The sequence below is a fragment of the Dactylosporangium sp. NPDC051485 genome, assembly GCF_040682015.1.
Taxonomy (GTDB): domain Bacteria; phylum Actinomycetota; class Actinomycetes; order Mycobacteriales; family Micromonosporaceae; genus Dactylosporangium.
This window is the reverse complement of the sequence record NZ_JBFAZW010000109.1, coordinates 14,214-37,412: the sequence shown is the minus strand read 5'-3', so window position 1 is coordinate 37,412 and position 23,199 is coordinate 14,214. Positions and strand designations below refer to the sequence as shown.

General features: G+C 70.8%; 24 protein-coding genes and 1 pseudogene. 14 read left to right on the top strand and 11 right to left on the bottom strand.

The window, feature by feature from the left end:
• Window positions 1–148: 148 nt before the first annotated feature.
• Together AB0M46_RS41580 and AB0M46_RS41575 are read right to left on the bottom strand one after the other, a co-directional pair.
• Window positions 149–721 carry a hypothetical protein gene (locus tag AB0M46_RS41580; protein ID WP_363345400.1) on the bottom strand — a complete coding sequence of 191 codons (573 nt, stop codon included), beginning with the start codon at window positions 719–721 and terminating at the stop codon, window positions 149–151.
• Between the two features lie 513 nt (window positions 722–1,234).
• Complete coding sequence (locus AB0M46_RS41575; protein ID WP_363345399.1) at window positions 1,235–2,110, bottom strand: hypothetical protein; 876 nt, start codon at window positions 2,108–2,110, stop codon at window positions 1,235–1,237.
• Between the two features lie 563 nt (window positions 2,111–2,673).
• Here AB0M46_RS41575 and AB0M46_RS41570 point away from each other — a divergent pair.
• Together AB0M46_RS41570 and AB0M46_RS41565 are read left to right on the top strand one after the other, a co-directional pair.
• Window positions 2,674–4,338: a hypothetical protein gene (locus AB0M46_RS41570; protein WP_363345398.1), complete on the top strand. Its 1,665-nt coding sequence runs from the start codon at window positions 2,674–2,676 to the stop codon at window positions 4,336–4,338.
• Window positions 4,339–4,628: 290 nt separating this feature from the next.
• Window positions 4,629–4,949 (top strand): helix-turn-helix domain-containing protein, encoded by a 321-nt coding sequence (locus AB0M46_RS41565; RefSeq protein WP_363345397.1) that lies wholly within the window; start codon window positions 4,629–4,631, stop codon window positions 4,947–4,949.
• Here the strand turns inward: AB0M46_RS41565 and AB0M46_RS41560 are convergent.
• Window positions 4,857–5,087, bottom strand: a pseudogene (locus AB0M46_RS41560) (hypothetical protein); the annotation flags it as partial. The gene AB0M46_RS41565 and the pseudogene AB0M46_RS41560 overlap by 93 nt on opposite strands.
• A gap of 445 nt (window positions 5,088–5,532) precedes the next feature.
• On the opposite strand from AB0M46_RS41560, the gene AB0M46_RS41555 reads away from it, so the two are divergent.
• Window positions 5,533–5,853: a hypothetical protein gene (locus AB0M46_RS41555; protein WP_363345396.1), complete on the top strand. Its 321-nt coding sequence runs from the start codon at window positions 5,533–5,535 to the stop codon at window positions 5,851–5,853.
• Between the two features lie 40 nt (window positions 5,854–5,893).
• On the opposite strand, the gene AB0M46_RS41550 is transcribed toward AB0M46_RS41555, so the two are convergent.
• Window positions 5,894–6,175 carry a hypothetical protein gene (locus tag AB0M46_RS41550; protein ID WP_363345395.1) on the bottom strand — a complete coding sequence of 94 codons (282 nt, stop codon included), beginning with the start codon at window positions 6,173–6,175 and terminating at the stop codon, window positions 5,894–5,896.
• Between the two features lie 197 nt (window positions 6,176–6,372).
• Between AB0M46_RS41550 and AB0M46_RS41545 the strand changes: the two genes are divergently transcribed.
• Together AB0M46_RS41545 and AB0M46_RS41540 are read left to right on the top strand one after the other, a co-directional pair.
• Complete coding sequence (locus tag AB0M46_RS41545) at window positions 6,373–6,630, top strand: hypothetical protein (protein WP_363345394.1); 258 nt, start codon at window positions 6,373–6,375, stop codon at window positions 6,628–6,630.
• Window positions 6,627–6,929 (top strand): Uma2 family endonuclease, encoded by a 303-nt coding sequence (locus AB0M46_RS41540; RefSeq protein ID WP_363345393.1) that lies wholly within the window; start codon window positions 6,627–6,629, stop codon window positions 6,927–6,929. Before AB0M46_RS41545 ends, AB0M46_RS41540 begins: the two co-directional genes overlap by 4 nt.
• Here AB0M46_RS41540 and AB0M46_RS41535 read toward each other — a convergent pair.
• Window positions 6,830–7,303, bottom strand: a complete 474-nt coding sequence (locus AB0M46_RS41535; RefSeq protein WP_363345392.1) for a type II toxin-antitoxin system PemK/MazF family toxin — start codon at window positions 7,301–7,303, stop codon at window positions 6,830–6,832. The genes AB0M46_RS41540 and AB0M46_RS41535 overlap by 100 nt on opposite strands.
• Before the next feature lie 138 nt (window positions 7,304–7,441).
• On the opposite strand from AB0M46_RS41535, the gene AB0M46_RS41530 reads away from it, so the two are divergent.
• Window positions 7,442–9,295, top strand: a complete 1,854-nt coding sequence (locus tag AB0M46_RS41530) for a hypothetical protein (protein WP_363345391.1) — start codon at window positions 7,442–7,444, stop codon at window positions 9,293–9,295.
• Window positions 9,296–9,340: 45 nt separating this feature from the next.
• On the opposite strand, the gene AB0M46_RS41525 is transcribed toward AB0M46_RS41530, so the two are convergent.
• The 4 genes from AB0M46_RS41525 to AB0M46_RS41510 form a co-directional block, all read right to left on the bottom strand.
• On the bottom strand, window positions 9,341–10,819 hold the full coding sequence (locus AB0M46_RS41525; RefSeq protein ID WP_363345390.1) for a S8 family serine peptidase: 1,479 nt from the start codon (window positions 10,817–10,819) through the stop codon (window positions 9,341–9,343).
• 169 nt (window positions 10,820–10,988) lie between these two features.
• Window positions 10,989–13,229 carry a hypothetical protein gene (locus AB0M46_RS41520; protein ID WP_363345389.1) on the bottom strand — a complete coding sequence of 747 codons (2,241 nt, stop codon included), beginning with the start codon at window positions 13,227–13,229 and terminating at the stop codon, window positions 10,989–10,991.
• Between the two features lie 42 nt (window positions 13,230–13,271).
• On the bottom strand, window positions 13,272–14,051 hold the full coding sequence (locus tag AB0M46_RS41515; RefSeq protein WP_363345388.1) for a hypothetical protein: 780 nt from the start codon (window positions 14,049–14,051) through the stop codon (window positions 13,272–13,274).
• 83 nt (window positions 14,052–14,134) lie between these two features.
• A complete protein-coding gene (locus AB0M46_RS41510; RefSeq protein WP_363345387.1) occupies window positions 14,135–14,908 on the bottom strand; it encodes a VOC family protein in 774 nt (257 codons plus the stop codon).
• A 76-nt stretch (window positions 14,909–14,984) separates the two neighbouring features.
• Between AB0M46_RS41510 and AB0M46_RS41505 the strand changes: the two genes are divergently transcribed.
• Together AB0M46_RS41505 and AB0M46_RS41500 are read left to right on the top strand one after the other, a co-directional pair.
• Entirely contained in the window at window positions 14,985–15,554 is a 570-nt protein-coding gene (locus AB0M46_RS41505; RefSeq protein WP_363345386.1) for a metalloregulator ArsR/SmtB family transcription factor, read from the top strand.
• A gap of 59 nt (window positions 15,555–15,613) precedes the next feature.
• On the top strand, window positions 15,614–16,849 hold the full coding sequence (locus AB0M46_RS41500) for an MFS transporter (protein ID WP_363345385.1): 1,236 nt from the start codon (window positions 15,614–15,616) through the stop codon (window positions 16,847–16,849).
• Here the strand turns inward: AB0M46_RS41500 and AB0M46_RS41495 are convergent.
• A complete protein-coding gene (locus tag AB0M46_RS41495) occupies window positions 16,761–17,612 on the bottom strand; it encodes a hypothetical protein (protein ID WP_363345384.1) in 852 nt (283 codons plus the stop codon). The two genes, AB0M46_RS41500 and AB0M46_RS41495, sit on opposite strands and share 89 nt — an antisense overlap.
• Window positions 17,613–17,677: 65 nt before the next feature.
• Between AB0M46_RS41495 and AB0M46_RS41490 the strand changes: the two genes are divergently transcribed.
• Entirely contained in the window at window positions 17,678–18,535 is an 858-nt protein-coding gene (locus AB0M46_RS41490; RefSeq protein WP_363345383.1) for a menaquinone biosynthesis protein, read from the top strand.
• Window positions 18,536–18,581: 46 nt separating this feature from the next.
• Here AB0M46_RS41490 and AB0M46_RS41485 read toward each other — a convergent pair whose 3' ends face one another.
• Window positions 18,582–19,460 carry a hypothetical protein gene (locus AB0M46_RS41485; RefSeq protein WP_363345382.1) on the bottom strand — a complete coding sequence of 293 codons (879 nt, stop codon included), beginning with the start codon at window positions 19,458–19,460 and terminating at the stop codon, window positions 18,582–18,584.
• 188 nt (window positions 19,461–19,648) lie between these two features.
• Between AB0M46_RS41485 and paaA the strand changes: the two genes are divergently transcribed.
• From paaA to paaE, 5 genes are read left to right on the top strand one after another with little or no spacing between them, the layout of a single operon-like run.
• Window positions 19,649–20,659, top strand: a complete 1,011-nt coding sequence (gene paaA / locus AB0M46_RS41480) for a 1,2-phenylacetyl-CoA epoxidase subunit PaaA (RefSeq protein WP_363345381.1) — start codon at window positions 19,649–19,651, stop codon at window positions 20,657–20,659.
• A complete protein-coding gene (gene paaB / locus AB0M46_RS41475; protein ID WP_363345380.1) occupies window positions 20,652–20,930 on the top strand; it encodes a 1,2-phenylacetyl-CoA epoxidase subunit PaaB in 279 nt (92 codons plus the stop codon). Before paaA ends, paaB begins: the two co-directional genes overlap by 8 nt.
• Window positions 20,927–21,634 carry a 1,2-phenylacetyl-CoA epoxidase subunit PaaC gene (paaC, locus tag AB0M46_RS41470; RefSeq protein WP_363345379.1) on the top strand — a complete coding sequence of 236 codons (708 nt, stop codon included), beginning with the start codon at window positions 20,927–20,929 and terminating at the stop codon, window positions 21,632–21,634. Before paaB ends, paaC begins: the two co-directional genes overlap by 4 nt.
• Window positions 21,628–22,089, top strand: coding sequence for a 1,2-phenylacetyl-CoA epoxidase subunit PaaD (gene paaD / locus AB0M46_RS41465; protein WP_363345378.1), 462 nt, complete (start codon window positions 21,628–21,630; stop codon window positions 22,087–22,089). The genes paaC and paaD overlap by 7 nt, the downstream gene beginning before the upstream one ends.
• Window positions 22,086–23,198: a 1,2-phenylacetyl-CoA epoxidase subunit PaaE gene (gene paaE, locus AB0M46_RS41460; RefSeq protein WP_363345377.1), complete on the top strand. Its 1,113-nt coding sequence runs from the start codon at window positions 22,086–22,088 to the stop codon at window positions 23,196–23,198. Before paaD ends, paaE begins: the two co-directional genes overlap by 4 nt.
• Window position 23,199: the final 1 nt, after the last annotated feature.

Genomic DNA, 23,199 nt, shown 5'->3' with positions numbered 1-23,199 from the left:
CCATTATTTGCCCCCCGCCGTACCTCCCCCCTTTTCCCGTGGGGGGCCCCCGCCAATCACGGCGTTAACCTGGGCCCCCCCCCCCCCCCGGGGGCGCACCCCCCCCCCCCGGGCGCCCACCCGCCACGGTTTCCGCGTAGGTGCCAGGTCAGCGAGCCTGCAGCGCGTCCAACGCGACTGCCATCGCCATGACGAGGCGACGGTCGAGCTGTGGGTCGTTGATGGTGACCACATAGCGGTCCCGGAGGGCGAACTTCTTGTTCACAGAGAAGGCCACGGCACCATTGCGGACGAAGTCAAAATGGTAGGGCAGGAAGCTCAGCGCGAAGCGGCGCAGCAGCGCCACGGCCAGGCTGCGCTCCGTGCCGGTGATGACACCGACCGAGGGCTGCTCAAGGTGCCACGTCGACTGAAGCAGCGACTTGGCGAAGTCCTTACGGAAGTTACCGATCGCCGAGCCTGCCGAGTCGAAGACGTCGTAGGTGGCGCCGAGATCGATCACCTGGCGGGCCTTGAACCCGGCCACGACCTGCGACTTGTTGCTGTCCGTGTAGAGGGTGACCTGCTCCTTGAGGGCCATCCGCTTCTGCTGGGCGAAGGCGACGAGGTCACCAGGGTTGCCGCTGCCGTCCGATGCGAACACCTCGTACTGGTTGACCATGAGGGTGATGCGTTGCTTGAGGTGCAAGGTTTGCTGCTTCTGCAGGGTGAGGGCGTCCACGTTTGCCTTCCCGGTCCGAACACGTCATCAATCGCGGGGTACGCGGCCTGCACAGTAGCGCGCTTCCGCCAGGCTCACGTTCCTGTCGATGCTGGTCAGTTCGCTCGGCTGCACGTGAGGCGCTGCATGGAGCCGCGGCGCCGCCGGCACAGGCGCGGACTCCGGAACCGCCCGCGCTGAAGGTCCACGTGTAGCCGGAGTGCCTCGTCCAGTTGACGTATCACCAACTCGTCGCGGCGGGTGAGATCGCCGCCGCACTCCGCGCGCGCCTCGGCTCGTCGCGGCGAGTGTGACAGTAGGGAGCCCGCGTGTAAGGCGCCCCCTGCGAGCAGATGGACTCATCCCGCTCGGACCTCGGCGCGTAGGGACGTCCGCTGCGGTGCCTACCTCGCCGCGGCCGTCAAGCGGCCCACCGCTTTACGCGCTGACACAGGCAGGACTCCACCGAATTCAAGAAAAGCCGGGCACCAGGAGCGTCGTCAGCGCTTCCGGTGCCCGGCCGTGTCGAGCTGGTCAGACGACCTTGACCTTGGCGCTCACCGCGGTCTGGTAGAAGTCGGGCCGGCTGGTGAAGCTTGCCCGCCAGAACCCGGACTGCGCCGACGGGATGGTGGTGCTGAACTCGTAGCTCCAGTTGGTCTCGACCACGCGGACCGTCGTCCAGGGTGCCTTGCCGTCGGGCGAATACTGGATGTCGACCATCGCCGTCTGCGGCGAGAACGGACTGAACTGCATGCGCCCGCTCACCGAGACGCCGGTGCCGTCCTCGGTGCGGGTGGCGAAGAACGACGAGAACGATGCCGGCTGGAGCACCGTGATGACTCCCGTCTGCGCGCTCGGCGAGGCGATGAACGGGTCGCCCGAATTCACACCGATCCGGTAGAAGCCGGTCTGGAACGGCGTGACCTCGATCTGGTAGCGGCCTTCGGCGTCGGTCGTCGGGTAGTCCGACCAGGGACACGCCGACTCGGCGTAGCAGAACAGCACACCGAACTGCTTGTTGGCGAAGGGTCGCCAGCCGTCGGGGGAGCGCCAGGTGAGCTGGCCGGTCAGGGTGACCTTCTCGCCGGCCTTGACCTTGGCCCGGTTTGCCGTGACGGTCGCCCGGGCGGAGGCCGGGGTGATGCCGACCGGCAGCTCGGCGGAGTTGCCGCTCAGGTAGCCGATGTGGTCGTTGTCGTAGGAATAGTAGGCGTAAACGGAACCGGCGTCGTCGAGGTGCAGCGGCCCCGAGAAGGTGCCGTCGGCCCGGGTGGTGGCCACGCCGAAGTCGCCGGGATACGACGAGAGGTTGACGGGGAAGCCGGCCAGCGGTGCGATGTGGCCGTCGCCGGGCCAGCGGCCGAGCAGGCGCCCGCTGAGCGTGACCTCGCGCCGGGCATAGGTCACGGTCGCCGGCTCATGGGCAACCGCTTTGTCGGATCACCCGCGCCGGCACCGGCCATCCGAAACAGACCGACACCCGGCGGCGTTGACCTGATCTGGCTGGTGCCTTGGTCCTCGCCCCGGCCGAGGCGTTCGGGCTGAGCACGACGCCCGACGGGGCCGACGCGGTGATGCTGGCTCGGCTCGTTATCGGCTGACACGTGACTGTTCGGGGGACCTCGGACATGGGCATTCCTCGCTACGATGCCGATCACGTTCCACGGGGGAGGCAATGCCGCATGTCCATGCCCGGTTCCGAAACTCCTGAGGGTCCTCCTGCTTCGCAGGCCGCCGCTGCCCCGGCGCCGGGCGACTACCCGGCCCTTCCCGGCGCCGACCTGTCGCCCGGAGGTGCCCCGGCTCCCGCGTCCGGTCCGGCGTCCGGCTTCGCTCCAGCCTCCGGCTTCGGTCAGGCGTCCGGCTTCAGTCCGGCGTCCGGTGAAGCTCCCGCGGCTGGCGACGGTCCGGCGTTTGGCGACGGCTTCGCGTTCGGCAACGGTCCGGCGGTCGGTGACAGTCCGGCGCCGGTGGACGCGACCCTGCTCGCCGGCGTCCCCGCGTCCGCCGGGGTGATGCTCGCGGACGGAACCCCGCTCCAGGACGGCGTCGCACCGGCCCCGCTCAAGCCCCGCCGCCGCCTCGGTGCGATCCTGGCCGCCGCCGGCGTCGCCACCGCGGTGCTCGTGGCCGGCGGCGCGTTCGCCGTCGTCCGCTACTGGAACGGCCCGGTCGGCACCCTCCCCGAGGCGGTCATGCCGGCCTCGGTCGCCGCGTTCGCTCGCCTGGACTTGGCGCCCGGCATCGGGCAGCGGGTCAAGTTCGACGCCCTGCTGCGCCGCACGGGCGGCAGCGGCCCGAAGTCGGTCGACGAGACCAAGCGCCAGGCGTTCGGCGACCTCCAGGCCCCGATCTCCTACGACGACGTCGCCGCCTGGTTCGACGACCGGATCGGCATCGCACTCTGGCCGGACGCCGCCGGCAAGCCCACGGTGCTCGCCGCCGTCGCCGCGAAGGACTCGGAGAAGGCGAAGAAGAGCCTCGCCGCCGTACAGCAGAAGCAAGGATCGGACCACTTCGGCTTCGCCATGCTGGACGGCTACGCGCTGCTCGCCTTCGCGAAGAAGGACTCCCAGCAGGCCGCTGACGCCGCCGCGAAGGCTCCGCACCTGTCGGCCGACCCGGCCTTCACTGCCGCCCTCGCCAAGCTCCCCGCCGACCAGCCCGGCCTCGCCTGGGCCGACCTGAGCCGCGCCGCCGCCCTGGAGTCCACCGTCTCCGACCTGGTCTTCGCCGAGTCCCTCGGCGGCCCGGGCGCACCGTTCGGCGGGCCGGGCGGGCCCACGGCCACCGCGAGCGCCGGATCCATGCCCGAGATGTCCGGCAGCCTGATCGCCGGCCTGCGGGCCACCGACGACGCGCTCGAACTGCGCGCCCGGTTCATCAACACCAAGAACATCCCCTTCACCGGCACGGGCAACGGCGCCGACCTCATCGCCAACCTCGGCGCGCTGCCGTCCGACGCGCGGGTGGCCGCCGCGGCCGACAGCCTCTCCGGCGACCTGTCCGCGTTCGGCGCCGAGGGCATGACCCTCACCGCGTTCCTGTTCCCCGAGGCCCTCAAGGGCGGCGCCGAGCCGATCGCCTCCGACGAGCCCCCGTTCAAACTTCCGCCGAACATCGACCCGAACGACGACGAGGCCGTCGAGAAGTACCTCAACGAGCACCCCGAGATCTTCAAGGACCTCCTTGCGGGCTCCATGGGCGACCCCGAGGCACTCAAGGGCGGCGAGTCCCTGGCCAAGGCCCTCCCCACCGCCAAGTCCTTCACCCTGACCCTCGCCGGCCCCGACACCGACGACCACGGTCTCCCGGTCCAGCTGGACCTCCAGCTCCCCACCGCGGCCGCCGCCACGCAGCTCAAGAACGACCTGGCCACCGTGGTGACCACCGCCAAGGCCACCTGCACCGTCGAGGGCGACCACCTGGTCCTGCGCACCGCCAAGTACGCCGGCGCCCAGACCCCCCTCTCCTCCACCCCGCTCTTCAAGCAGACGATGCAGGGCGCCCTCCAGAACCCGACGGCCGCGATCTACGTGCCCGGCTCCGCCGACATGGCCCCGATCAAGTCCATCGGCCTGACCACGGCCCGCGACGGCCAGGACACCGTGCTCCTGGCCCGCATCCTCCTCTGACCCTCCTCCACCACCGAGCCACCGAGCCCGGACCCCACATCCCGCTGGCCACATCGGATTCGAACAGGTGCCACCGCTCCGAGCAGAGCGGTGGCACCTGTTCGGGCGTGTCGTATCCGGGGGTTGTGGACGTCCGCTGCGGTGTCTACCTCACTGCGGCCGTCAAGTGACCAACTGCCCGCCACATCATCGAAATTGCGCTGCTCCCGCGCATCCCAGAGGGTTAAGAATATTATTAACCCGGGGGTGGAGTGGGAGATCCTGCAACGCGCGAGAGAAGGAGGTCGGGGATGAGCGGCGTGAAGCGGTGGCGGGATACCGATCACCTGGTACGCGCGATCGAAACCGCAGGCGGCCCCGAGGCGTTCGACACTGCGGTCGGCGCGATGCTCGACGAGGCTCGGGGGTGGCGGCTGGCCGAGTTGCGGAAGCGGCGTGAGATGACGCAGGAGCAGGTCGCGTCCCGGATGGGTGTCTCGGTGGCCCGGGTGTCGCAGATCGAGGCCGGCAGCGTCTCCACGCAGGAGGTGCTCGCGCGGTACATCGAGGCGCTCGGCGGCACGCTCAAACTGATCGCCGACTTCGGCGACGAGCAGCTCAAGGTCGCCTGACCGGAGCCCTGCGGCAGTGGGTTGGGTTCCCAGTCCCGGGGGCCCCTGCACGCAGACCGATTCGTCGATCTCGGCCCGTACGAGTGCGTCCTGTCTGGGCTGGACGGTGGCCACGATGTCGCGCATGGGCCCAACGCGGGCCGCTCGAACCCGTTGCAACAGCGTCAGGACGCGTCGTCGAGAAGCTTCGCCGCCGCTGTCGGATCCATGAGGTTTGACCAGGCCTGCTCGGCCGGTTCGAGTGGCCGTTCGGGCAGGGAGTACTCGGGGAACCACCCGTCGAGGTCGCAGCCGGAACCAGGTCGAGTACGACGATCGCCACGGCCGGCGGGACTGATCCAATGATGCGGACCGCGACATAGGTCTCGTGGCCTTGGTTTGCGCGGATCTGAATACCGAGGACGGCGCCGTCGACGGTTGCGGTGTGCTCGCGCCCGTCGAGCAGCGAAGCCCGGGACAGATCTCTGACTGCGGTGGCGAGTGTTCGCTCGAACCGGGCTGCCGACTCGGCGCGGTACCGTGCCCGGTCGGCGTCGTTGGGCAGCAAGGGCGCCGCGTACGTGTCTGAGGTGACGGGTCGGGCGTGGGTGGCGTTGTGGCGGGACCGGGCGGCTTTTGCACTAGCTGCCAGCGCGGCGTAGAAGTCGGTGGTCGCGCCGTCCTGCCTCCATCCGGCGGCGACCAGCCAGACGCGCACGTCAGCATTCGAACCATCGGTCCAGACCGCACCACGCCAACGCTGGACCTTCACCTTGAACAGCACCTCATCGTCGACCGCGGCGATGCGCTCATGCGGGGTCGTTGGATCGGTGAACTGCTCGTGGGTTTTTGCGAGCAGCGGATGATCGATCTCGTCGAGTGGCAGGTCCGTCGAGGGAGTGGCGATCTTGAGGTCCTCGCGTAGGCAGCGCATTGTCGGCCGGGCGCGTTCCACGAGTCTTCGCTCAGTCTGTTTCGTCAACTCCGCCGACCCCGTCGAGCTGTTCGCGGCTCAAGTCGGCCAGTAGCGCGACCCGGGCGGCGCGGGTGCCGTCGAGCTGGCGCATCAGGCCGCGCATGCGCTCCCGCATCTCTTCCCTCCGGGCGTTGAGGTAGAACTGGACCGCCTCTGCGACCAGATCCTTCTTGGTGATGCCGAGGAAGTTCGCACCGCTAGAGATCAGTTCATCGACTGCTGGGTCGACCTTGAGCGGGGCCTGCCGCCGTGGTGTGCCGGACGCGGGCATAGTGCACCTCCTTCGGTACCTACGATACCTCCAGTACCTCAGGTCAGCCGCGACACGCGCGGATGCGGGCTGGCTACACCGAACTTCCATCGTTGCCGCTGAGTCCTCGTTGGAGTGCGGCCGGAGCCGGTAGTGCTCCCTTCAGCGGGGCCGGCGTGGCACCCTTGTGGCAGGATCCGTCAGGGGGTGAGTCGCCGATGAGCGTGGCCGTGCTTGAGCATGTCGGTCCGTGGAGCGAGGACGAATACTTCGCACTCGGCGAGACCACGAATCGGATCGAGTTGTTCGACGGGAGTCTGCTGGTGAGCCCGGCACCGACCACGCGCCATCAGCACATCTCCAGGCGGCTGGCCAACTTGATCGATACGCCGGCCGACGCGGCTGGTCTCTGGGTCTACGAAGCGGTGAACGTCCGCCTGGCGAGTGGGCGGATTTCATTCCCGATCTCGTGGTGACGCCGATCGAGAACGTCGCAATGATCGACGCGCCGGACGTCGCGCTGGTGGGCGAGGTTGTCTCACCTGGCAACGCGGGTGCGGACCGGCTGTTGAAGATGCAGCTCTACGCCGCTGCGCGGATCGAGTGGTACCTGCTTGTCGAGCCTGAGCAGCCCGACTCGGTGACGTTGCGGCTGCTGCGCCTTGACGGCCAGCACTACGTCGAGCATGCGGTCGCGAAGGACGGCGAGACGCTGACTGCCGACGGTCCGTTCGCGATCGAAATGGACACTCGCGCCCTGCTGCGTCGCCGATAGCGTGACGGCCCCGGATTCGGGGGCTCTTGCGCTAAAGGTCCAGGTGCAGCCGGAGTGCCTTGGCGCGTCAAAGCCGGTGGAAGTGTGCCGAGTTGCCGGCCGACGCGCGTGACGTCGATCGAGCGGACCTGTTCGGCTTGGGCCTTTGACTCGATGGTCAGGCCGATCGCGGGATCTGCCGGCAGTCGTACCTGGAAGGGGTACACATGCGCCGTGTTGCTGGTGACGGGAACGACCGTGACGACACCACGTCCTCGCGAGACGGCGCTGCGGTTGGCCGCGTTGTTGCTGACCACGATCACGGGCCGGCGTTTGTCAGCCTCTGATCCGATCACCGGATTGAGGTCGACGAGGAATACGTCGCCCCGCCTCACCGCAGTCCGTCACCCGTAACGGCGTCCCAGGCGTCGGCCTCATCGCTGGTTGCTACGTTCGTCGTGGACCGCCGGACGGATGAACCTCCTGGACGTGGGTAGCGGGGCGAACCGAGATCACCGTGAGGAGGGACCGGCATGGTCGGCGACGTGGACGACGTGGTGCCGGCTGCCGGGCCTCAGGCCCGTGAGGGGGACCTTGCCCTGTTGCGCGCGTACGAGCCGGTGATCCGGTACACGGCCGGCGAGCTGTTCCTGCCGACAGCCGTCGACGCCTACGTCGGCCAGGCCGGCCTGTGGCGACGGCGCCCGGGTGAGCGACGCGACGAATGCCTGGCCCAGCACGGTGAGCTGACGCTGGAGCGGCTGGCCACGGAGGGGGAGCGGTTCGCCGGGGACGGCCTGTACCTGCGCCTCGTCGACCGTCCGATGCATGGCGCCGAGTACCGGCGGTGGCGCCGCGAGACGGCGCAGCCCTCGTTCCGGCCGAGCAGCCGCTTCGCGGCCGTCGGGCTGTTCGCACGGCTCGTCGACGCCGGGCTCCGCTTGTCCCTTCTCCTGCGGGGGACGGTGCCCGGCGGCACCCGGGCGGCGGCGCATCGCCTGTACGTCACGCGCATGCAGGCGAACGATCATCCCTACTACGCGAGAGTGTCCCGGGACGGCGGCTACGTCGCGCTGCAGTACTGGTACTTCTACCCGATGAACGATTGGCGCTCGACGTTCAGCGGCGTCAACGACCACGAGGCCGACTGGGAACAGGTCACGATCTTCCTCGGCGAGACGCTCGACGGCGCACTGCGCCCGGCCTGGGTGGCGTTCTCGGCCCACGACGAGGTCGGCGACGACCTGCGCAGGCGCTGGGACGATCCGGACATCGAGTTCGTCGGCACGCATCCGGTGGTGTACGCGGGGGCCGGATCGCACGCCGGCGCCTACCTGCCCGGTGAATACGTGACGCCCGTCGCCCTGGAGTGGCCCAACCGCATCGCAGGCGCGTGGCGGCAGGCGGTCCGGACGCTGCTGCCCTGGGCCAGGGACATGCCGGAGACGACCGCCGGTATTCCATTCATCGACTACCACCGCGGCGATGGCCCGGGCATCGGTGTGGGTGAACGCCGGGCTTGGCATCCTGTGCTGGTCGACGACGACACCCCCTGGATCCGCGACTACCGAGGCTTGTGGGGGCTGGACACGCGGGACCACTTCGGCGGTGAGCGGGCACCGGCCGGGCCCCGGTACGAGCGCGATGGAACGGTCCGGCCGGGCTGGGCGAACCCGGTGGTGTGGGCCGGCCTCGACGAGGAGTACCCGTCCGCCGAGCACGGTGCCGTGTTGCGGGAGAGCCGTGCGGGCCGGCTGGAACGACGCCTTGCCGAGATCGCCGTCGAGATCGACGCCCACCGGCAGGCGTCGCGGGAGTTGCGTGCCAGCGACCGGGCCAGGGCGGCCTACGCGAGCGACGACGGTGCGGACAAGGCCCAACGTCGTGACAGGACCGGCTACGGCCGGGACGGCAGGGAGACCCTCGCGCGGCTGCACACCGAGCAGACCGCGCTGCGCGAGGAACTCGATGCGATCGTGCGCGCGCGAACCCGGCCGCCCATCGAGGCTCCGCACGCCCACCTGCGCCGCCGCGCTCTTCCGCTCACCGCCGACGCCCCGCGCCAGCGGTTCCTGGCGATATGGTCGGCGGCGTCGGTGTCGGTCATGCTGGCCGGGGTCGCGCTCGTCGTGATCAGCCCGCCCATCGGCGTGCTCTGGTCGTTCGCCGGCCTGATGGCGCTCATGCTCGGGATCGAGGCGGCCGCCCGCGGCCGGCTGGTGCGGTTCACGGCAACGGTGGCTGCGGCCGGCGCCGCCGTGTTCGGCGTCCTGGGCGCCGTCGAGGTCGTCGTCCGCAACTGGCGGGCCGGAGCGGCTGCCGTGCTGATCCTCGCGTCCTGCGTCCTGCTCGTCGGCAACCTGCGCGCGTGGATGACGACCCGTTGAGGTGAGGGTCGCCGGCCTTGTGGGCCGGCGACCCCACCCTGGGTGTTATCGCACGACGTTGTACGCGTTGATTTCACCCGCGCCGTAGAAGCCGTTGCGGTTGCCGCCCGAGCAGTTCGCCTCGTAGCCCTGCAGGCGAGGGACCGGGTTGTACACGCCGCTGGGGCAGGGCAGCGCGTCGGCGGTGCGCTCCAGGAAGGACGCGAGGGCCCCCGGCTGCATGCCGGGGTGGGCGGAGAGCGCCAGCGCGGCGACGCCGGCCGCGTGCGGCCCGGCCATCGACGTGCCCTGCTTGTAGCCCCAGCCGTTGGTCTTCGTCACGGTGTTGAAGGTGGTCGACAGGACACCGTCGGCCAGCGTCGACGAGGCGCCGAGGGTCCGGAAGCGGGTGTCGCCACCGGGCGCCGTGACGTTCACGACCCCCTGGCCGTACGACGAGTAGTAGCTCTTCGCCCGGGTCGGGCCGACGGCCGACACGGTCACCACGCCGGGCGCCTCGGCCGGCAGGTCGATGCAGGCACCGGTGATCGTGCGGTCCTCGACCGGGAAGCTGTTGTCGTTCGGGCTGCCGCTGTCGATGAACTTGTGCTGCAGGTCGACGTTGGAGTTACCAGCCGAGGCGACGTTGAGCACGCCCTTGTTCTGCGAGTACCGGATCGCGCGCTGGACGGCGGTCCAGACCGGGCGCTGCCGCACGTCGTTACGGCAGTTGAACTCCCACGGGTCGATGTAGTAGCTGTTGTTGGTGACCCGCATGCCGTGGTCGGCGGCCCACAGAAAGCCGCACACCGCGGCCTCGGGGTAGATGAAGCCGTCGTCGTTGACCACCTTGACGGAGGCGACCTTCACGCCGGGGGCGACACCGGCGATGCCGACGCCGTTGACGGCGGCGGCGATCGTACCGGCGACGTGCGTGCCGTGGTCGGAGGTGGTCGGGTTCCAGGCGGCCTCGGACGTGTTGACCACGCCACCGACGCAGGACGCGCTCTTGTCCTTCGCGATCTGCGTGGCGAGGTCGGGGTGAGTGCTGGAGATGCCGCTGTCGAGGACCCCGACGACCACGTTCGGGCTGCCGGTGGTCACCTTGTGCGCCTCGGGAACACTGATCTGGGCCATGTCCCACTGCAGGCCGGCCAGCGGCTCGCCGGTCGCGTCGCCGGCGGCCTGCAGCACGGCCGGGTCGGTGACCTCCACGGTGGCGCCGTCGTCGAGCGCGGAACCGAGGCCCGCGGTGGACGCGACCGCGTCCACGCCCGAACCCGAAACCGCGGTCTCGAACGCCGGGTTGGTCGAGCGGACCACGAGCACGCCGATCTGGCTGTAGTTCGCGATGACCGTGCCGCCGGCCGCAGCGACCCGGTTTGCGGCCTTGGCGGTTGACTGACCGTTGGGTGCGAGCACGAGGTACGTGCTTTCCGGTCCGGCCGCCAGAGCCTGCGTCGGTAACGCTGCGGCGGCCAGGACGCCGGCACCGACCGCGGCGGCGGACGCCGCTGCCAGCACCTTGCGACGAGATAGTCTCACGGTGAACCCTTCCGTTTTCGGACTGTTCGATCGACGTCGCGCTGTTGACGCTACGTCCGTGAACGAGCGCGGCCGGGCGGGCCAGCGTTACACCGGCCGATGGCTGCGCAGATGTGACGCCCGGAAAACGGTGGCGTGTTCGGATTGCCGGATAGATCGGCGATGCGGTTCAGATCCGGATTTCAGCGGCGGCCCGGCGCAGCGCGGCCGCCTCGTCCTGCTGGGTCGTGAGCTGCGCGGCGCCGACGAGCGCCGCGGCCGCGGCGAGCCCGACCCGCCGATGGACCCGGTGGGCCATCCGCTGCATGACCGGCAGCAGCGTCGCGATCATCGCAGGATGGGCGGCGGCGATGCCGGCCAGCGGGAGCAGCAGGCGTGGGTCGGTGAGCTCCCCGAGCACGTCGTCGAACGAGCGGACGGTGTCCAGCGGCAGCACCGGCGCCTCGTCGGCCAGGGCGGTGAGCAGGAGCCGCCGCGTGGGTGGGGACAGATCTGCCCACAGTGGCCGCGCCTCGTCGAACTCGAAGGGGACGTCGTCGTTCGCGGTGTGGTGGAACTGCAGCAGCCGGCTGTGGATTTCCGCGTCCGTGGCATTCGCCGGCGATCGGCCGCCCCAGCTCGCCAGAGCGCCGCGCATGATGGCCAGGCCGTCGTAGTCGGCGAAGAGGCGGGCGTCCTGAAAGCCGTAGAACCGCTGGTCGTGCTCCGCGCCGTCGGCGTCGCGCCCGCGGAGTTTCAGCACGGGCGCGGGCGCGGCCAGTTCGGGTCCGGTCGGTTCGGTGGTCATCAGCACCATGACCGCCCGCCACGAATCCTCGTCGAAGCAGCCGCGCCACAGGCTCACCAGGAACCGCCAGGCGGACAGGTCGGCGAAGCAGGAGATGGGCACCCCGGACGTGTCGGCCAGCATCAGGCGCAGCGCCACCAGGTTGCAGCTGTACATGGCGAGCCGGGTCGATGCGTCGTTGCGCGACGGGTCGTACGGCAGCGCGCCCTGCTCCGGGCGGACGGTCGTGGTGAGCGTCCGCGTCCGGATGTCACGGAGCAACTCGTCGATCACCGCGCAGATCCCGCTCAGGTCCTCCCCCCGGAGGTGGTGCGCGTGCTCGGCGGCCAGGTCGAGGATCGACGCCCGTCCGGCCAGCACCTGGTGCGACAGCAGCCCGCACAGCTTGGCGTCGTCGAGCACCTCGAGGTACGGCGCCTGCTCGTCGCGCTCCTGGGCCCGCCGCTCCGCCAGCCGGCGCAGCAGGCCCATCACCGCGGCGGCGATGAGGTACTCGCCGAAGGTGGCGTGGAGGAACTCGTACGTGCGGTGCAGGCCTCCCCGGGCGTCGTTGCCGTCGTCGGCGCTCGGGGCGTGGACGAAGAAGAACTGGCCGACCATCTTGGCGGCGTGGTTGAGCGGCTCGGCGAACGACCGGCGCTCCTGCGGCGCCGAGCCGAGCAGGCTCTCGAGATCCTGCTGCAACTCGGGCTCGGTGACGTACTGCCGGCCGCGGTTGAACATGGCGAAGGCGGCGATCGCCAGCTGGAACCGCCGCGGGGCCACGGCCTTGGCGACGTTGATGCCCCGCCCGGCCGGCGTCTCGGCGTCCTTGATGATCTCGCGGCGGATGAAGTTGTCGACGAGCTTGCCGTACAGGTCGGCCGACGAGCGCATCTCGGTCAGATCGGGGACCTGGGCATCCGCGGTGTACAGCGCGAGCATCAACAACAGCAGCGGTTGCCGGGCCAGCGCCGGCAGGGCGATCGCGTGCGCCGGTCGCAGCGGCCGGAAGCCCTCGGTGCCCCGGTTCGTCGCGTTCCACACCTGGAGCCACTGGTTGACCTGGACGTCGGTGAAGTCCTCGAGCTTGATGACGCTGGAGCCATCGGGGATCTCGACGCGGTCGGCGACGACGACGCGGGAGGTCACGATGACGGCCACGGGCTTGCCCAGGATCATCTCGCGCTCCTGGAACTGCTCGATCTCCTGCAGGTAGCGGGACTGGGAAGCGCCACTGGCCTGGATGAGCTCGTCGAGGCCGTCGAGGATCACCACGCGGACGGTGTCGTCGGCGGTCTCCTCGACGAGCGCCGGCCAGGAGACCCGTCCATTGGTCGTCGTGTACAGCGCCTCCTCGATCTGGTGGTGGATCTGGGTGTCCGCCTTCACGTGGCGCAGCGGCACCCAGATCGCGGTGTAGGTGGCCACCGGCAGCCGCGCGGCCAGCACCCGCGTGAGCAGCGACTTGCCGGCGCCCGGGTGGCCGAGCACCACGAGCGGCCGGCGCGCGCTGTGCGGCGAGGCGAGGTGCGCGGCGAGGAACAGGTCGAGATCGGTGTGCAGCGGCTGGGCGGCCCACCACGCCTCCTGCGCCAGCGGGGCACTCGCCCGCAATACGACGTGCCGGAAGTACGGCGTCACGTAGCCGTCCTCGACGGTCGGAAAGCGCAGGCCCGAGGCGTACTACATGGTGTTGGCATTGAGGATCGCGTGACGCAGGTGCCCGCGGTTGAGCTGGGCAAGGGTGTTGCGGTGGGACCCCCGAGGGTTCGCCGGCGGCGGCGCGGCCCCGGTCAGCCGCGCCTGCAGTTCCAGCAGCGAACGGTGATGGGCGGCCGGCCGTCCGTTCGAGCGGTCGAAGGCGACCCACATCGCGAACTCCGGGACATGGCCAGCCAGCTGCGCGTAGTGCGCCTGGTACAGCTCCTCCGCGTGGTCGGCGATGGATCTGACCGAGCGGGGCGTGCGGGCGTGCCGCCAGGACGCAAGCGCCTCGAAGCATTCGAAACACTGCTCCACCATGCTTCGCAGCTTCGGGGTGATCCGCGACTCGATGAGTTCGCCCTGCCCGGGAAGGGGCACCTCGGTCCGCAGAAGCCGTTCGAGCATGATGTTCACCGGCCGCCCGAGAAACGGTTTCTCGTCCGTCTCGATCTGCAATAGCGGCTCGCTCAGCCGCCCGAGCAGCGCCTCGAACAGCGACAGGTAGACGGTGGCCGTGTGGGCCGCCGCGATCAGTTGATAGCGGCGGAAACCCGTGGTGCCTTCCAGCGTTTGTGGTGCCCGGTTGATCAGGCGGCGGATGAGCGACATGGCCTCGAGCCGGCGGTCGAGCATCGCGAGGAGCCAGTTCGCGTCGGCCGGGCCGCTCAGCAGTTGGTCGAGCTTGCTGAGAACCTCCGGCTGCCGCTCGGCGAGAATGGCGAGCGCGTCGGTGAAGGTGGTCGCATCGAGGTACCGCATCGGCTCCACCTTCGGTGACTCGGCAACGCGCCGAGTTTAGGGAGCCGTAGAGGCCGTGGCCAATATGAGGAATGCTCGGAAGGTCAGCCCAAAAGGTGGCGGAGTTCCGGGAGGAGCTCGATGACCAGGAAGGCGCCGCCCGTGGGGTCGACGACGTGGGCGGCGTGGCCGATGCCGGCGTCGACCGGGCCGGCCAGGACCTGGCCGCCCAGCTCGCGGGTGCGGGCGATGAACGCCGCGCAGTCCTCGATCGAGAAGATCGTGCGCCAGTGCTGCGGGGTGCCCGCCGGGTACAGCTCGTTCATCGGGCTGATGCCGCCGACCACCCGGTTGGCGGCGATCCACTCGTGGTAGTGGGTGTTGACGCCGGCGGTGCCGTCCTGCTCGGTCCAGCCGAAGATCCTGCCGTAGAAGGCGACGGTCGCGTCCACGTCCCAGGTGACGGTCTCGCTCCAGCAGATGGTGTCGGGCTCGTTGGCCACCTGGGCGCCGGTGAAGCCGGCCCGCTGCCAGACGCCGAAGACGCCGCCGGCCGGGTCGGCCAGCAGGGCGGCGCGGCCGCGCGGGAGGATGTCCGCCGGGGGCTGCAGGACCGTGCCGCCGTTGCCAGCGACCAGGGCGGCGGTCGCGTCGGCGTCCTCGGTGGCGATGTACGTCAGCCAGCCGCTGCGGTCGCCGCCCGAGTCGGCCAGGCCGGCGACGACTAGGTCGCGCAGGAGGAAGACGGTGGCGCCGTCCTCGGTGCGGGCGCTCGTCCAGCCGAAGACGCCGCGGTAGAACGTCTCGGCGGCGGCCGGGTCGCCGCTGCTCAGCACCGACCAGCACGGGGTGGCGGGGGCATACCCTCGTACTCGCACCTGGCGATCCTCTCTGCGGCGGGAGCCAAAGAGTACGCGACGGCGGTGTGTTTCTTGATCGTCTGAAGGGTCACAGATGAGCAAAGAGCGGCGGCAGGCCGAGATCCGGGACGCGGCTACCATGCGGGCACTGTCGCATCCGGCGCGCATCGCCGTGCTCGACCGGCTCTTCAGCGGGGAGCCGGCGACCGCGACCGAGCTGGCCGAGGTGTGCGGGCTGTCGCCCAGCGCGACCAGTTACCACCTGCGGGCGCTGGCCAAGGTCGGGCTGATCGAGGAGGCGCCCAGCCGCGGGGACGGGCGGGAGCGGGTCTGGCAGAGCCAGCACCGGGGGCTCAACGTCGGCACCGGGCCCGAGCGCGGTGCGGCCGAGCGGGCCGCGGATCGCGAGTTGGCGGGCATGTTCATCGACATCGAGGACGAGCGGGCCCGGGCCTGGCTGGCCCGCCGGGACGCGGAGCCCTACGAGTGGTACGTCGCCGCCAGCTCCGCCGGCGTCCAGCTCATGGTCACCGCGGAGGAGATGGCCGAGCTCAACGAGCGGGTGCTGGCCCTGCTCGAGCCCTACTCGCGGCGCACCCGCCAAGGGGTCCCCGAGGAAGCGCGGGCCGTCGACGTGACGTATCGGGTCGTACCCCGCTCCTGAAACGCAGGCATCGAACCTGGTGCTTGCCTGCCGTACATATGAAGCGTAATTTTCGAAGTATGTCCTTCACATCTTCGCGAGACGTGTTCACGCTCGCCGTGGCGCGCGGGGTGTCGCTGCTCGGGGACTTCATGGCGACCACCGCGCTGGTGCTGGCCCTGCAGGAGCGGGGCGCGTCCGGGACCGTCGTGGCCGCCCTGTTCGCGGCCGCCGTGTTGCCGCAGGTGGTGCTCGTGCCGCTGGCCGGGCGGCTGGTGGACCGGGCCGACAGCCGGGCGCTGCTCACCGTCACCGGGCTCGCGCAGGCCGCCTGTTGCGCCGCGATGGCCTTCGTGGACAGCACCTGGCTGCTGGTCGGGCTGGTCGCGCTGCTTGGCGCGGGGCTCACCATCACCATGCCGACGTTCAGCGCGCTGCTGCCGGAGATGGCCGGGCCGGCCGGGGTGGGGCGGGCGATGGCGATCGGGCAGACCGCCAACTCGCTGGGCTCGCTGGCCGGCCCGGCGCTGGCCGGGGTGCTGGTCGGCGCGTTCGGGCTGCGGGTGCCGCTGCTCGTCGACGCGGCCACCTACCTCGCCGTGGCCGGGGCCGGGCTGCTCCTGCGCACCCGTCGGCGGGGCGAGCGGGAGGTCGCTTCTCGCGGTACACCCGAATGGAGAATCCGCGACGACCGGCTTCTGGTGTCCTCGCTGGCGCTGCTCGGCGCGATCGTGCTCGCACTCAACGTCTTCGTCGTGGTCGGCGTGTTCTACCTGCGCGGCGTGCTCGGCGCGTCGCCGGCCGAGTACGGGCTGGTCGACGCCGCCTGGATGCTCGGGCTGCTGCTCGGCGGCTGGCTCGGGGCCCTGCGCCCGCGCCCTGACGGCCCCACGGCCCGGCTGCTCGCGGCCGCGTTCCTGGCCACCGCCTTGGCCGTCCTGGCGGCGGGCCTGGTGACCCGGTTGTGGATGGTGTACCCCCTGTGGCTGCTCGGCGGCCTGATGAACGGGGTCGACAACACGCTGCTGGGCGTCCTCGCCGTGCGCCGGGTTCCCGCCGCCGTGCGGGGCGCCTACTTCGCCCGGCTGGGCGCGGTGGTCAACGCGGCCAACCTCGTCGGCTTCGCGGCCGGCGGCGCGCTGGTCGACCAGTTCGCCCCGCGCGCGATCGTGATCGGCTGTGGCCTGACCGGCCTGCTCGCCGCCGTGATCTTCGGGGTGCCGCTGGTCAGTGCTTCGTCAGCAGCTGACTCGTCACGGACCGGCAGGTCTTCACCCCGTAGTCCTTCCCCAGCGAGCTCGCGTAGTGCGCCATGATGCCGATGCTCCAGCCGTCGCCGAGCGCCATGCAGGCGATGTGCCACTGGCCGTCGTCGCGGGCCAGCCAGCCGTTCTTGATCGCCGTGGTCTTCTGCACGTCGGCCGGCAGCACCTCGATCGGCCCGAACCGGCCCGGGCCGCGCACGTTGCGCATCTCGTTGAGCAGCCATCCGGTCCACTTCGGCCCGGCCGCGCGCCCGTCGCCGATGCACTTGGCCAGCCGGGCGACGTCCCGGGCCGACATCTGGGTCAGGCTCCAGGAGTTCTGCGTGCCCTTCGTCTCGGTGAGGCCGCAGGTGGTGATCATGCGGTTGATGGAGGTGAGGTTGCCGTTCTCCACGTGGTACTTGAACGTGTTCTCGGTCTCCGAGTCGCGGATCATCCGGCTCAGCTCCGCCAGGGCCGTGCTGCTGGGCTGCTTGTTCATGGCGCCCTGCCGGCGCAGCCAGTCCGCCGCCACCCAGGCCTTGGCCATCGACGCCGTGTCGCTCGTGACGTACGGCTGGGAGCCGTACAACTGGTCGGCCTGCAGATCGTAGAAGGCCCACGACCAGGAACCCTTGACCTGCATGGTGACCGTCTGGGTGGGTGTGAACAGCGGTTTGCTCGCGGATGGGATCGGGCTCGCCGCCGCCGTTTCCCTCGCGAGGTCCGACGGTGCGCCGGAGGCGTTGACCCAGACCGGAGCGTTCTGCGAATGCTGCTCGCACCCGGCCACGAGCAGCAGGACGGCCGCGAGCGTAGCGAGGGGACGTCGCATCCGATGAGGATATCCGCTGTGACAATGGCCGCCCCGCCCGTGCGGCCGCCGCTCGTTGGGGCAACATGGGCGTTGTGCCTGCACTGCAGCGGCCCCGCGTCGGCCACATTCAGTTCCTGAACTGCCTGCCCATCTACTGGGGCCTGATGCGGTCGGGTGCGCTGATCGACGTCGATCTGCACAAGGACTCCCCGGAGCGCCTCAACGCGGCCCTGGTCGCCGGCGACCTCGACATCGGCCCGATCTCCCTGGTCGAGTACCTCCGCAACGCCGACGACCTGCTGCTCCTGCCCGACCTCGCGGTCGGCAGCGACGGCCCGGTCCTGTCGGTGAACCTGGTCTCCACCGCCCCGCTGGAGTCGCTTGACGGCCGCCGGGTGGCGCTCGGCGCGACCTCGCGCACCGGCGTGCTCCTGGCCCAGATGTACCTCGAGTCGCGCGTCGGCGTGCGCCCGCAGTACTTCAACAGCCCGCCCGACCTGGCTCGCATGCTCGACGAGGCCGACGCCGCCGTCATCATCGGCGACGTGGCCCTCCGGGCGATGCACGACGCCCCGCAGCACGGCTGGCAGGTCACCGACCTGGGCCAGGCCTGGCGCGAGTGGACCGGCCTGCCGATGGTGTTCGCCGCCTGGGCCGTGCGCCGCGACTTCGCCGCCGCCCACCCGGGCCTGGTCAAGGACGTCCACGACGCCTTCCTCCGCTCGCGCGAGCTGTGCCTGACCGAGCTCGACGAGGTGGCCGCGGCGGCGGCCCGCTGGGAGACCCTCTCGGCCGAGACCCTGGCCACCTACTTCCGCGTGCTCGACTTCTCCCTGGGCGAGCGCCAGGTGGCGGGCGTGCGCGAGTTCGCGCGGCGAGCGGCCGAGCGCGGCGCCGTGCCCTCGCTGCCCACCGGCGGCCCGGCCTTCTTCGAGGGCTGACCAGGCGGTTCAGGCGGCCATGCTCGGCACGCGGCGGCCGTGATGGTCAGGCCTGCAGCTGCGTCGTCACGCTGGCGCAGATGTTCTCGCCGTAGGTCTGGCCCTTCGAGGCCGGGTAGACGGTCAGGACGCTCAGCACCCAGTCCGTGCCGATCGCCATGCAGTTGACGTGCCACTTGCCGTCGCTCTTGGCGATCCAGCCGTTCTTCACCGCGGTGGCGGCCCGGTCGGCGGCGGGCAGGGCCGGGGTGATGCCGAACTTCTGGTCCTCGGCCACGTTGCGCATCTCGTCGAGCAGCCAGCCGGTCCACTTCGGACCGGCGGCGCGGCCGTCGCCGATGCAGGCGCCCATGAGGGCGGCGTCGCGGGCCGAGACCAGGGTGCTGGCCCAGTCGATGTAGGCCTTCGAGTCGCTCAGGCCGCACATCTGGACCAGGCGGGAGATGCTCGCCGACTTGCCGTCCAGGTCCCAGAAGTGCGACGCCGCGGCGTTGTCGCTGCTGCGGATCATCCGGGTGAGCTGGGCGAGGTTGGACTCGCTCGGGCTCGGGGTGCGGCGCAGGTAGTCGGCGGCCAGCCAGGCCTTGATCATGGAGGCGGTCGGCTGGGCGACGTTGGCGTTGGCCGAGCCGGCGCTGACGCCCGTGCGGCGGTCCAGCACCGTCCACGACCAGAAGCCCGTCGCGTTCACCGCCACCGGGGCCGGGTGCAGCAGCGCCGGCGGGAGGGTGGACGCGGTCGGGGCCGCGGGGGCCGCCTTGCGGCTCGGGGCCTCGCTCTCGCCGGGGCTCTCCGGCACGCCCGAGGCCGGCTCGGCGGCGTCGGACAGGGTGTCGAGGACGTCGCTGCCCAGGACGAAGGGCACACCGGCCAGCAGGGCGGCGACAAACAGCACGAACGCGGTCAGCCCGACTCGCTTGCGCATGAGGTCGGAGGTCCTCCTTCAAACAATGTCAATAGGCCGTCAACGATGAGTGCGGCACCCGGGCCTGCCCATCCTCTCGTTGAACTGCCGGAGCCGCAGCCTGAGCGCCCTCAAAAGTCCCTGGTAGTTGCCTCGACGCGATGTGACAACTTCTTGCTGGAAGTGTCGGCTGCTGTAACACTTGAGTCGTGTACGGCAACGACTTCGCCCCGCTGCTCGAGCAGGTGGACAGCGCCGAGCAGGAGCTGCGGGAGACCTCGGAGCGCGCGGTCGCCACCAGCGACCGGCTCGAGGAGTACTTCGACGCAATCGTCGCCGCGGACCAGAAGGTGGAGCCGCGGGACTGGATGCCGGAGGCGTACCGCAGGACGCTGATCCGCCAGATCGCCCAGCACGCCCATTCCGAGATCATCGGCATGCAGCCCGAGGGCAACTGGATCTCGCGCGCGCCCACGCTCAAGCGCAAGGCGATCCTGCTGGCCAAGGTGCAGGACGAGGCCGGGCACGGGCTGTATCTCTACGCCGCCGCCGAAACGCTCGGCATCTCCCGCGAGGAGCTGGTCGAGATGCTGCTCGAGGGGCGCCAGAAGTACAGCTCGATCTTCAACTATCCGACCCTGACCTGGGCGGACATCGGCGCGATCGGCTGGCTCGTCGACGGCGCGGCGATCGTGAACCAGGTGCCGCTGTGCCGGTGCTCCTACGGTCCCTACGCGCGGGCCATGATCCGCATCTGCAAGGAGGAGTCGTTCCACCAGCGGCAGGGGTACGAGATCCTGCACACGCTGGCCAACGGCACCGACGCGCAGCGGGCAATGGCCCAGGACGCGGTGGACCGGTGGTGGTACCCGTCGCTGGCCATGTTCGGCCCGCCCGACGGCGACTCGACGCACTCCGAGCGGTCCATGGGCTGGAAGATCAAGCGGTTCACCAACGACGAGCTGCGCCAGCGCTTCGTCGACATGTGCGTCCAGCAGGCCGGGGTGCTCGGCCTGCGGCTGCCCGACCCCGACCTGCGCTGGAACGAGGAGCGGGGGGCCCATGACTACACGCAGCCGGACTACGACGAGCTCGTGCGCGTGATCAAGGGCGAGGGGCCGTGCAACCGCCAGCGCATGGCCCACCGCCGCCGCGCCTATGAAGAAGGTGCGTGGGTGCGCGAGGCGGCCCGCGCGCATGCGGAGAAGCAGCATGTCTGAGCCGCTCTGGGAGATCTTCGTGCGCCCTCGCCGCGGGCTGGCCCACCAGCACGTCGGCTCCCTGCACGCCCCCGACGCCGAGATGGCGCTGCGCAACGCCCGGGACGTCTACACCCGCCGCCAGGAGGGCGTGTCGATCTGGGTGGTGCGGGCCGAGGCGATCACCGCGAGCAGCCCGGACGAGAAGGACGCGTTCTTCGACCCGGCCGCCGACAAGGTGTACCGCCACCCGACCTTCTACGCCGTCCCCGAAGGCGCTGAGCACATATGACGGCGACCGTGCGGCGGGTGCTGGAGCTGGGCGACGACGCGCTCATCGCGGCGCAGCGCCTCGCCGAGTGGTGCTCCCGCGCGCCCGAGATGGAGGAGGACATCGCGCTGGCCAACATCGCGCTGGACCAGCTCGGCGCGGCCCGCCTGCTGCTGACCTACGCCGGCGAGCTGGAGGGGCGCGGGCGGGGCGAGGACGACCTGGCCTACCTGCGCGAGGACCGCGAGTTCCGCAACGCCCTGCTGGTCGAGCTCGACAACGGCGACTTCGCGGTGACCATCGGCAAGCTGCTGTTCCTGTCGGTCTTCCAGCGCCTGGTGTACGACCGGTTGCGCGCCGGGGACGACCCGCGCCTGGCCGGCGTCGCCGCCAAGGCGGTCAAGGAGTCGGCCTACCACGCCGAGCACGCGGCCCTGTGGACCGTGCGCCTCGGCGACGGCACCGAGGAGTCCCACCGGCGCATGCAGGCGGCGGTCGACGCCCTGTGGCCGTACACCCACGAGCTCTTCGACGGCGGGACCGAGGGGCTGCGCGAGCCCTGGCTGACCGAGGTCTCCGCGGTGCTGGACGAGGCGACGCTGACCCGGCCGGCCGACGGCTGGGCGCCCCGCGGCGGGCGAAACGGCGTACACACGGAGGCCCTTTCCAAGCTGCTCGCCGAGATGCAGGTGCTGCATCGCGCACACCCCGGGGCGACGTGGTGAGCGCGCGCGACCTGGTGGCCGCGGTGCGCGACCCCGAGCTGCGGGTGGTCACCATCGAGGAGCTGGGCATCCTGCGCGGCGTCGACGAGCGCGACGGGCGGGTCACGGTGACGATCACCCCGACGTACTCCGGCTGCCCCGCCATGGACGCCATCCGCGCCGACATCGCGGCCGCGCTGGCCGCCGGCGGGTATCGCGATGTCGCCGTCGACACGGCACTGGCGCAGCCGTGGAGCACCGACTGGATCACGGCGCAGGGGCGGGAGAAGCTGGCCGCGGCCGGGATCGCGCCGCCGGTGCCGTCGAGCGAGGTCCGCCTGACGCTGAGCGTGCGCTGCCCGCGCTGCGGGTCGCCGGACACCGAGGAGCTGTCCCGCTTCGGGGCCACCGCCTGCAAGGCGCTGTGGCGCTGCCGGGCCTGCCGCGAGCCGTTCGAGCGGGTGAAGCCGCTGTGACCGTCTCCGGGATCCGCCGGCCGGTCAAGCGCCGGCCCATGTTCCACCGCCTGGCCGTGCTCGACGTGGAGCGGCTGACCGACGACGCCGTCGCGGTCACGTTCGACGTGCCGCCGCCGCTGCGCGAGATCTTCGGCTTCCGAGCCGGGCAGCACCTGACCGTGCGGCGGCACACCGGCGAGGAGGAGATCCGCCGCTCGTACTCCATCTGCTCCACCCCTTCGCAGCTGCGCGACGAGGGCGTGCTGCGGGTCGGGATCAAGCGGGTGGCCGGTGGCGCGTTCTCCACCTACGCGCTGGCCGAGCTCGCCCCGGGCGACGAGGTCGACGTGCTGGCGCCGCTGGGCCACTTCACCACCGAGTTCGCGCCGGACCGGGCGCGGCACTACGCGGCGGTCGCGGCCGGCTCCGGGATCACGCCGGTGCTGTCGCTGGCCGCCACCGCGCTGCAGACCGAGCCCGGGAGCCGGGTGACGCTGGTGTACGGCAACCGCGCCGCCGGCACCGTGATGTTCGCCGAGGAGCTGGCCGACCTCAAGGACCGCTACCGGGAGCGGCTGCACGTCATGCACGTGCTCTCCCGCGAGGCGCAGGAGTCGCCGCTGCTGTCCGGCCGGCTGGACGAGGCGCGCATCGGCGCCATCCTCGACGCGCTGCTGCCGCCCGGCACGGTCGACGAGTGGTTCCTCTGCGGGCCGCAGGGCCTGGTGCTGGACGCGAAGGTGGCGCTCAGCGTGCGGGGGGTCGAGGATTCCGCGGTACACACGGAGCTCTTCCACGTCGAGGATGCGCCCGCCCGTCCGCGGCAGGCCCAGCCGGAGACGACGGAGTCCGGGGCCGAGGTCGAGATCGTGCTCGACGGGCGCGCGAGCACCTTCACCATGGCCCACGACGAGCGGATCCTGGACGCGGCGCTGCGGGCCCGGCCGGAGCTGCCGTATGCGTGCAAGGGCGGCGTCTGCTCGACCTGCCGGGCCAAGGTCGTCTCCGGGAAGGTCGAGATGGCCCGCAACTTCGCGCTGGAGCCCGGCGAGCTCGCCGCCGGCTACGTCCTGACCTGCCAGGCGATGCCGATCACGGACAAGGTCGTCGTCGACTTCGACGCCTGAC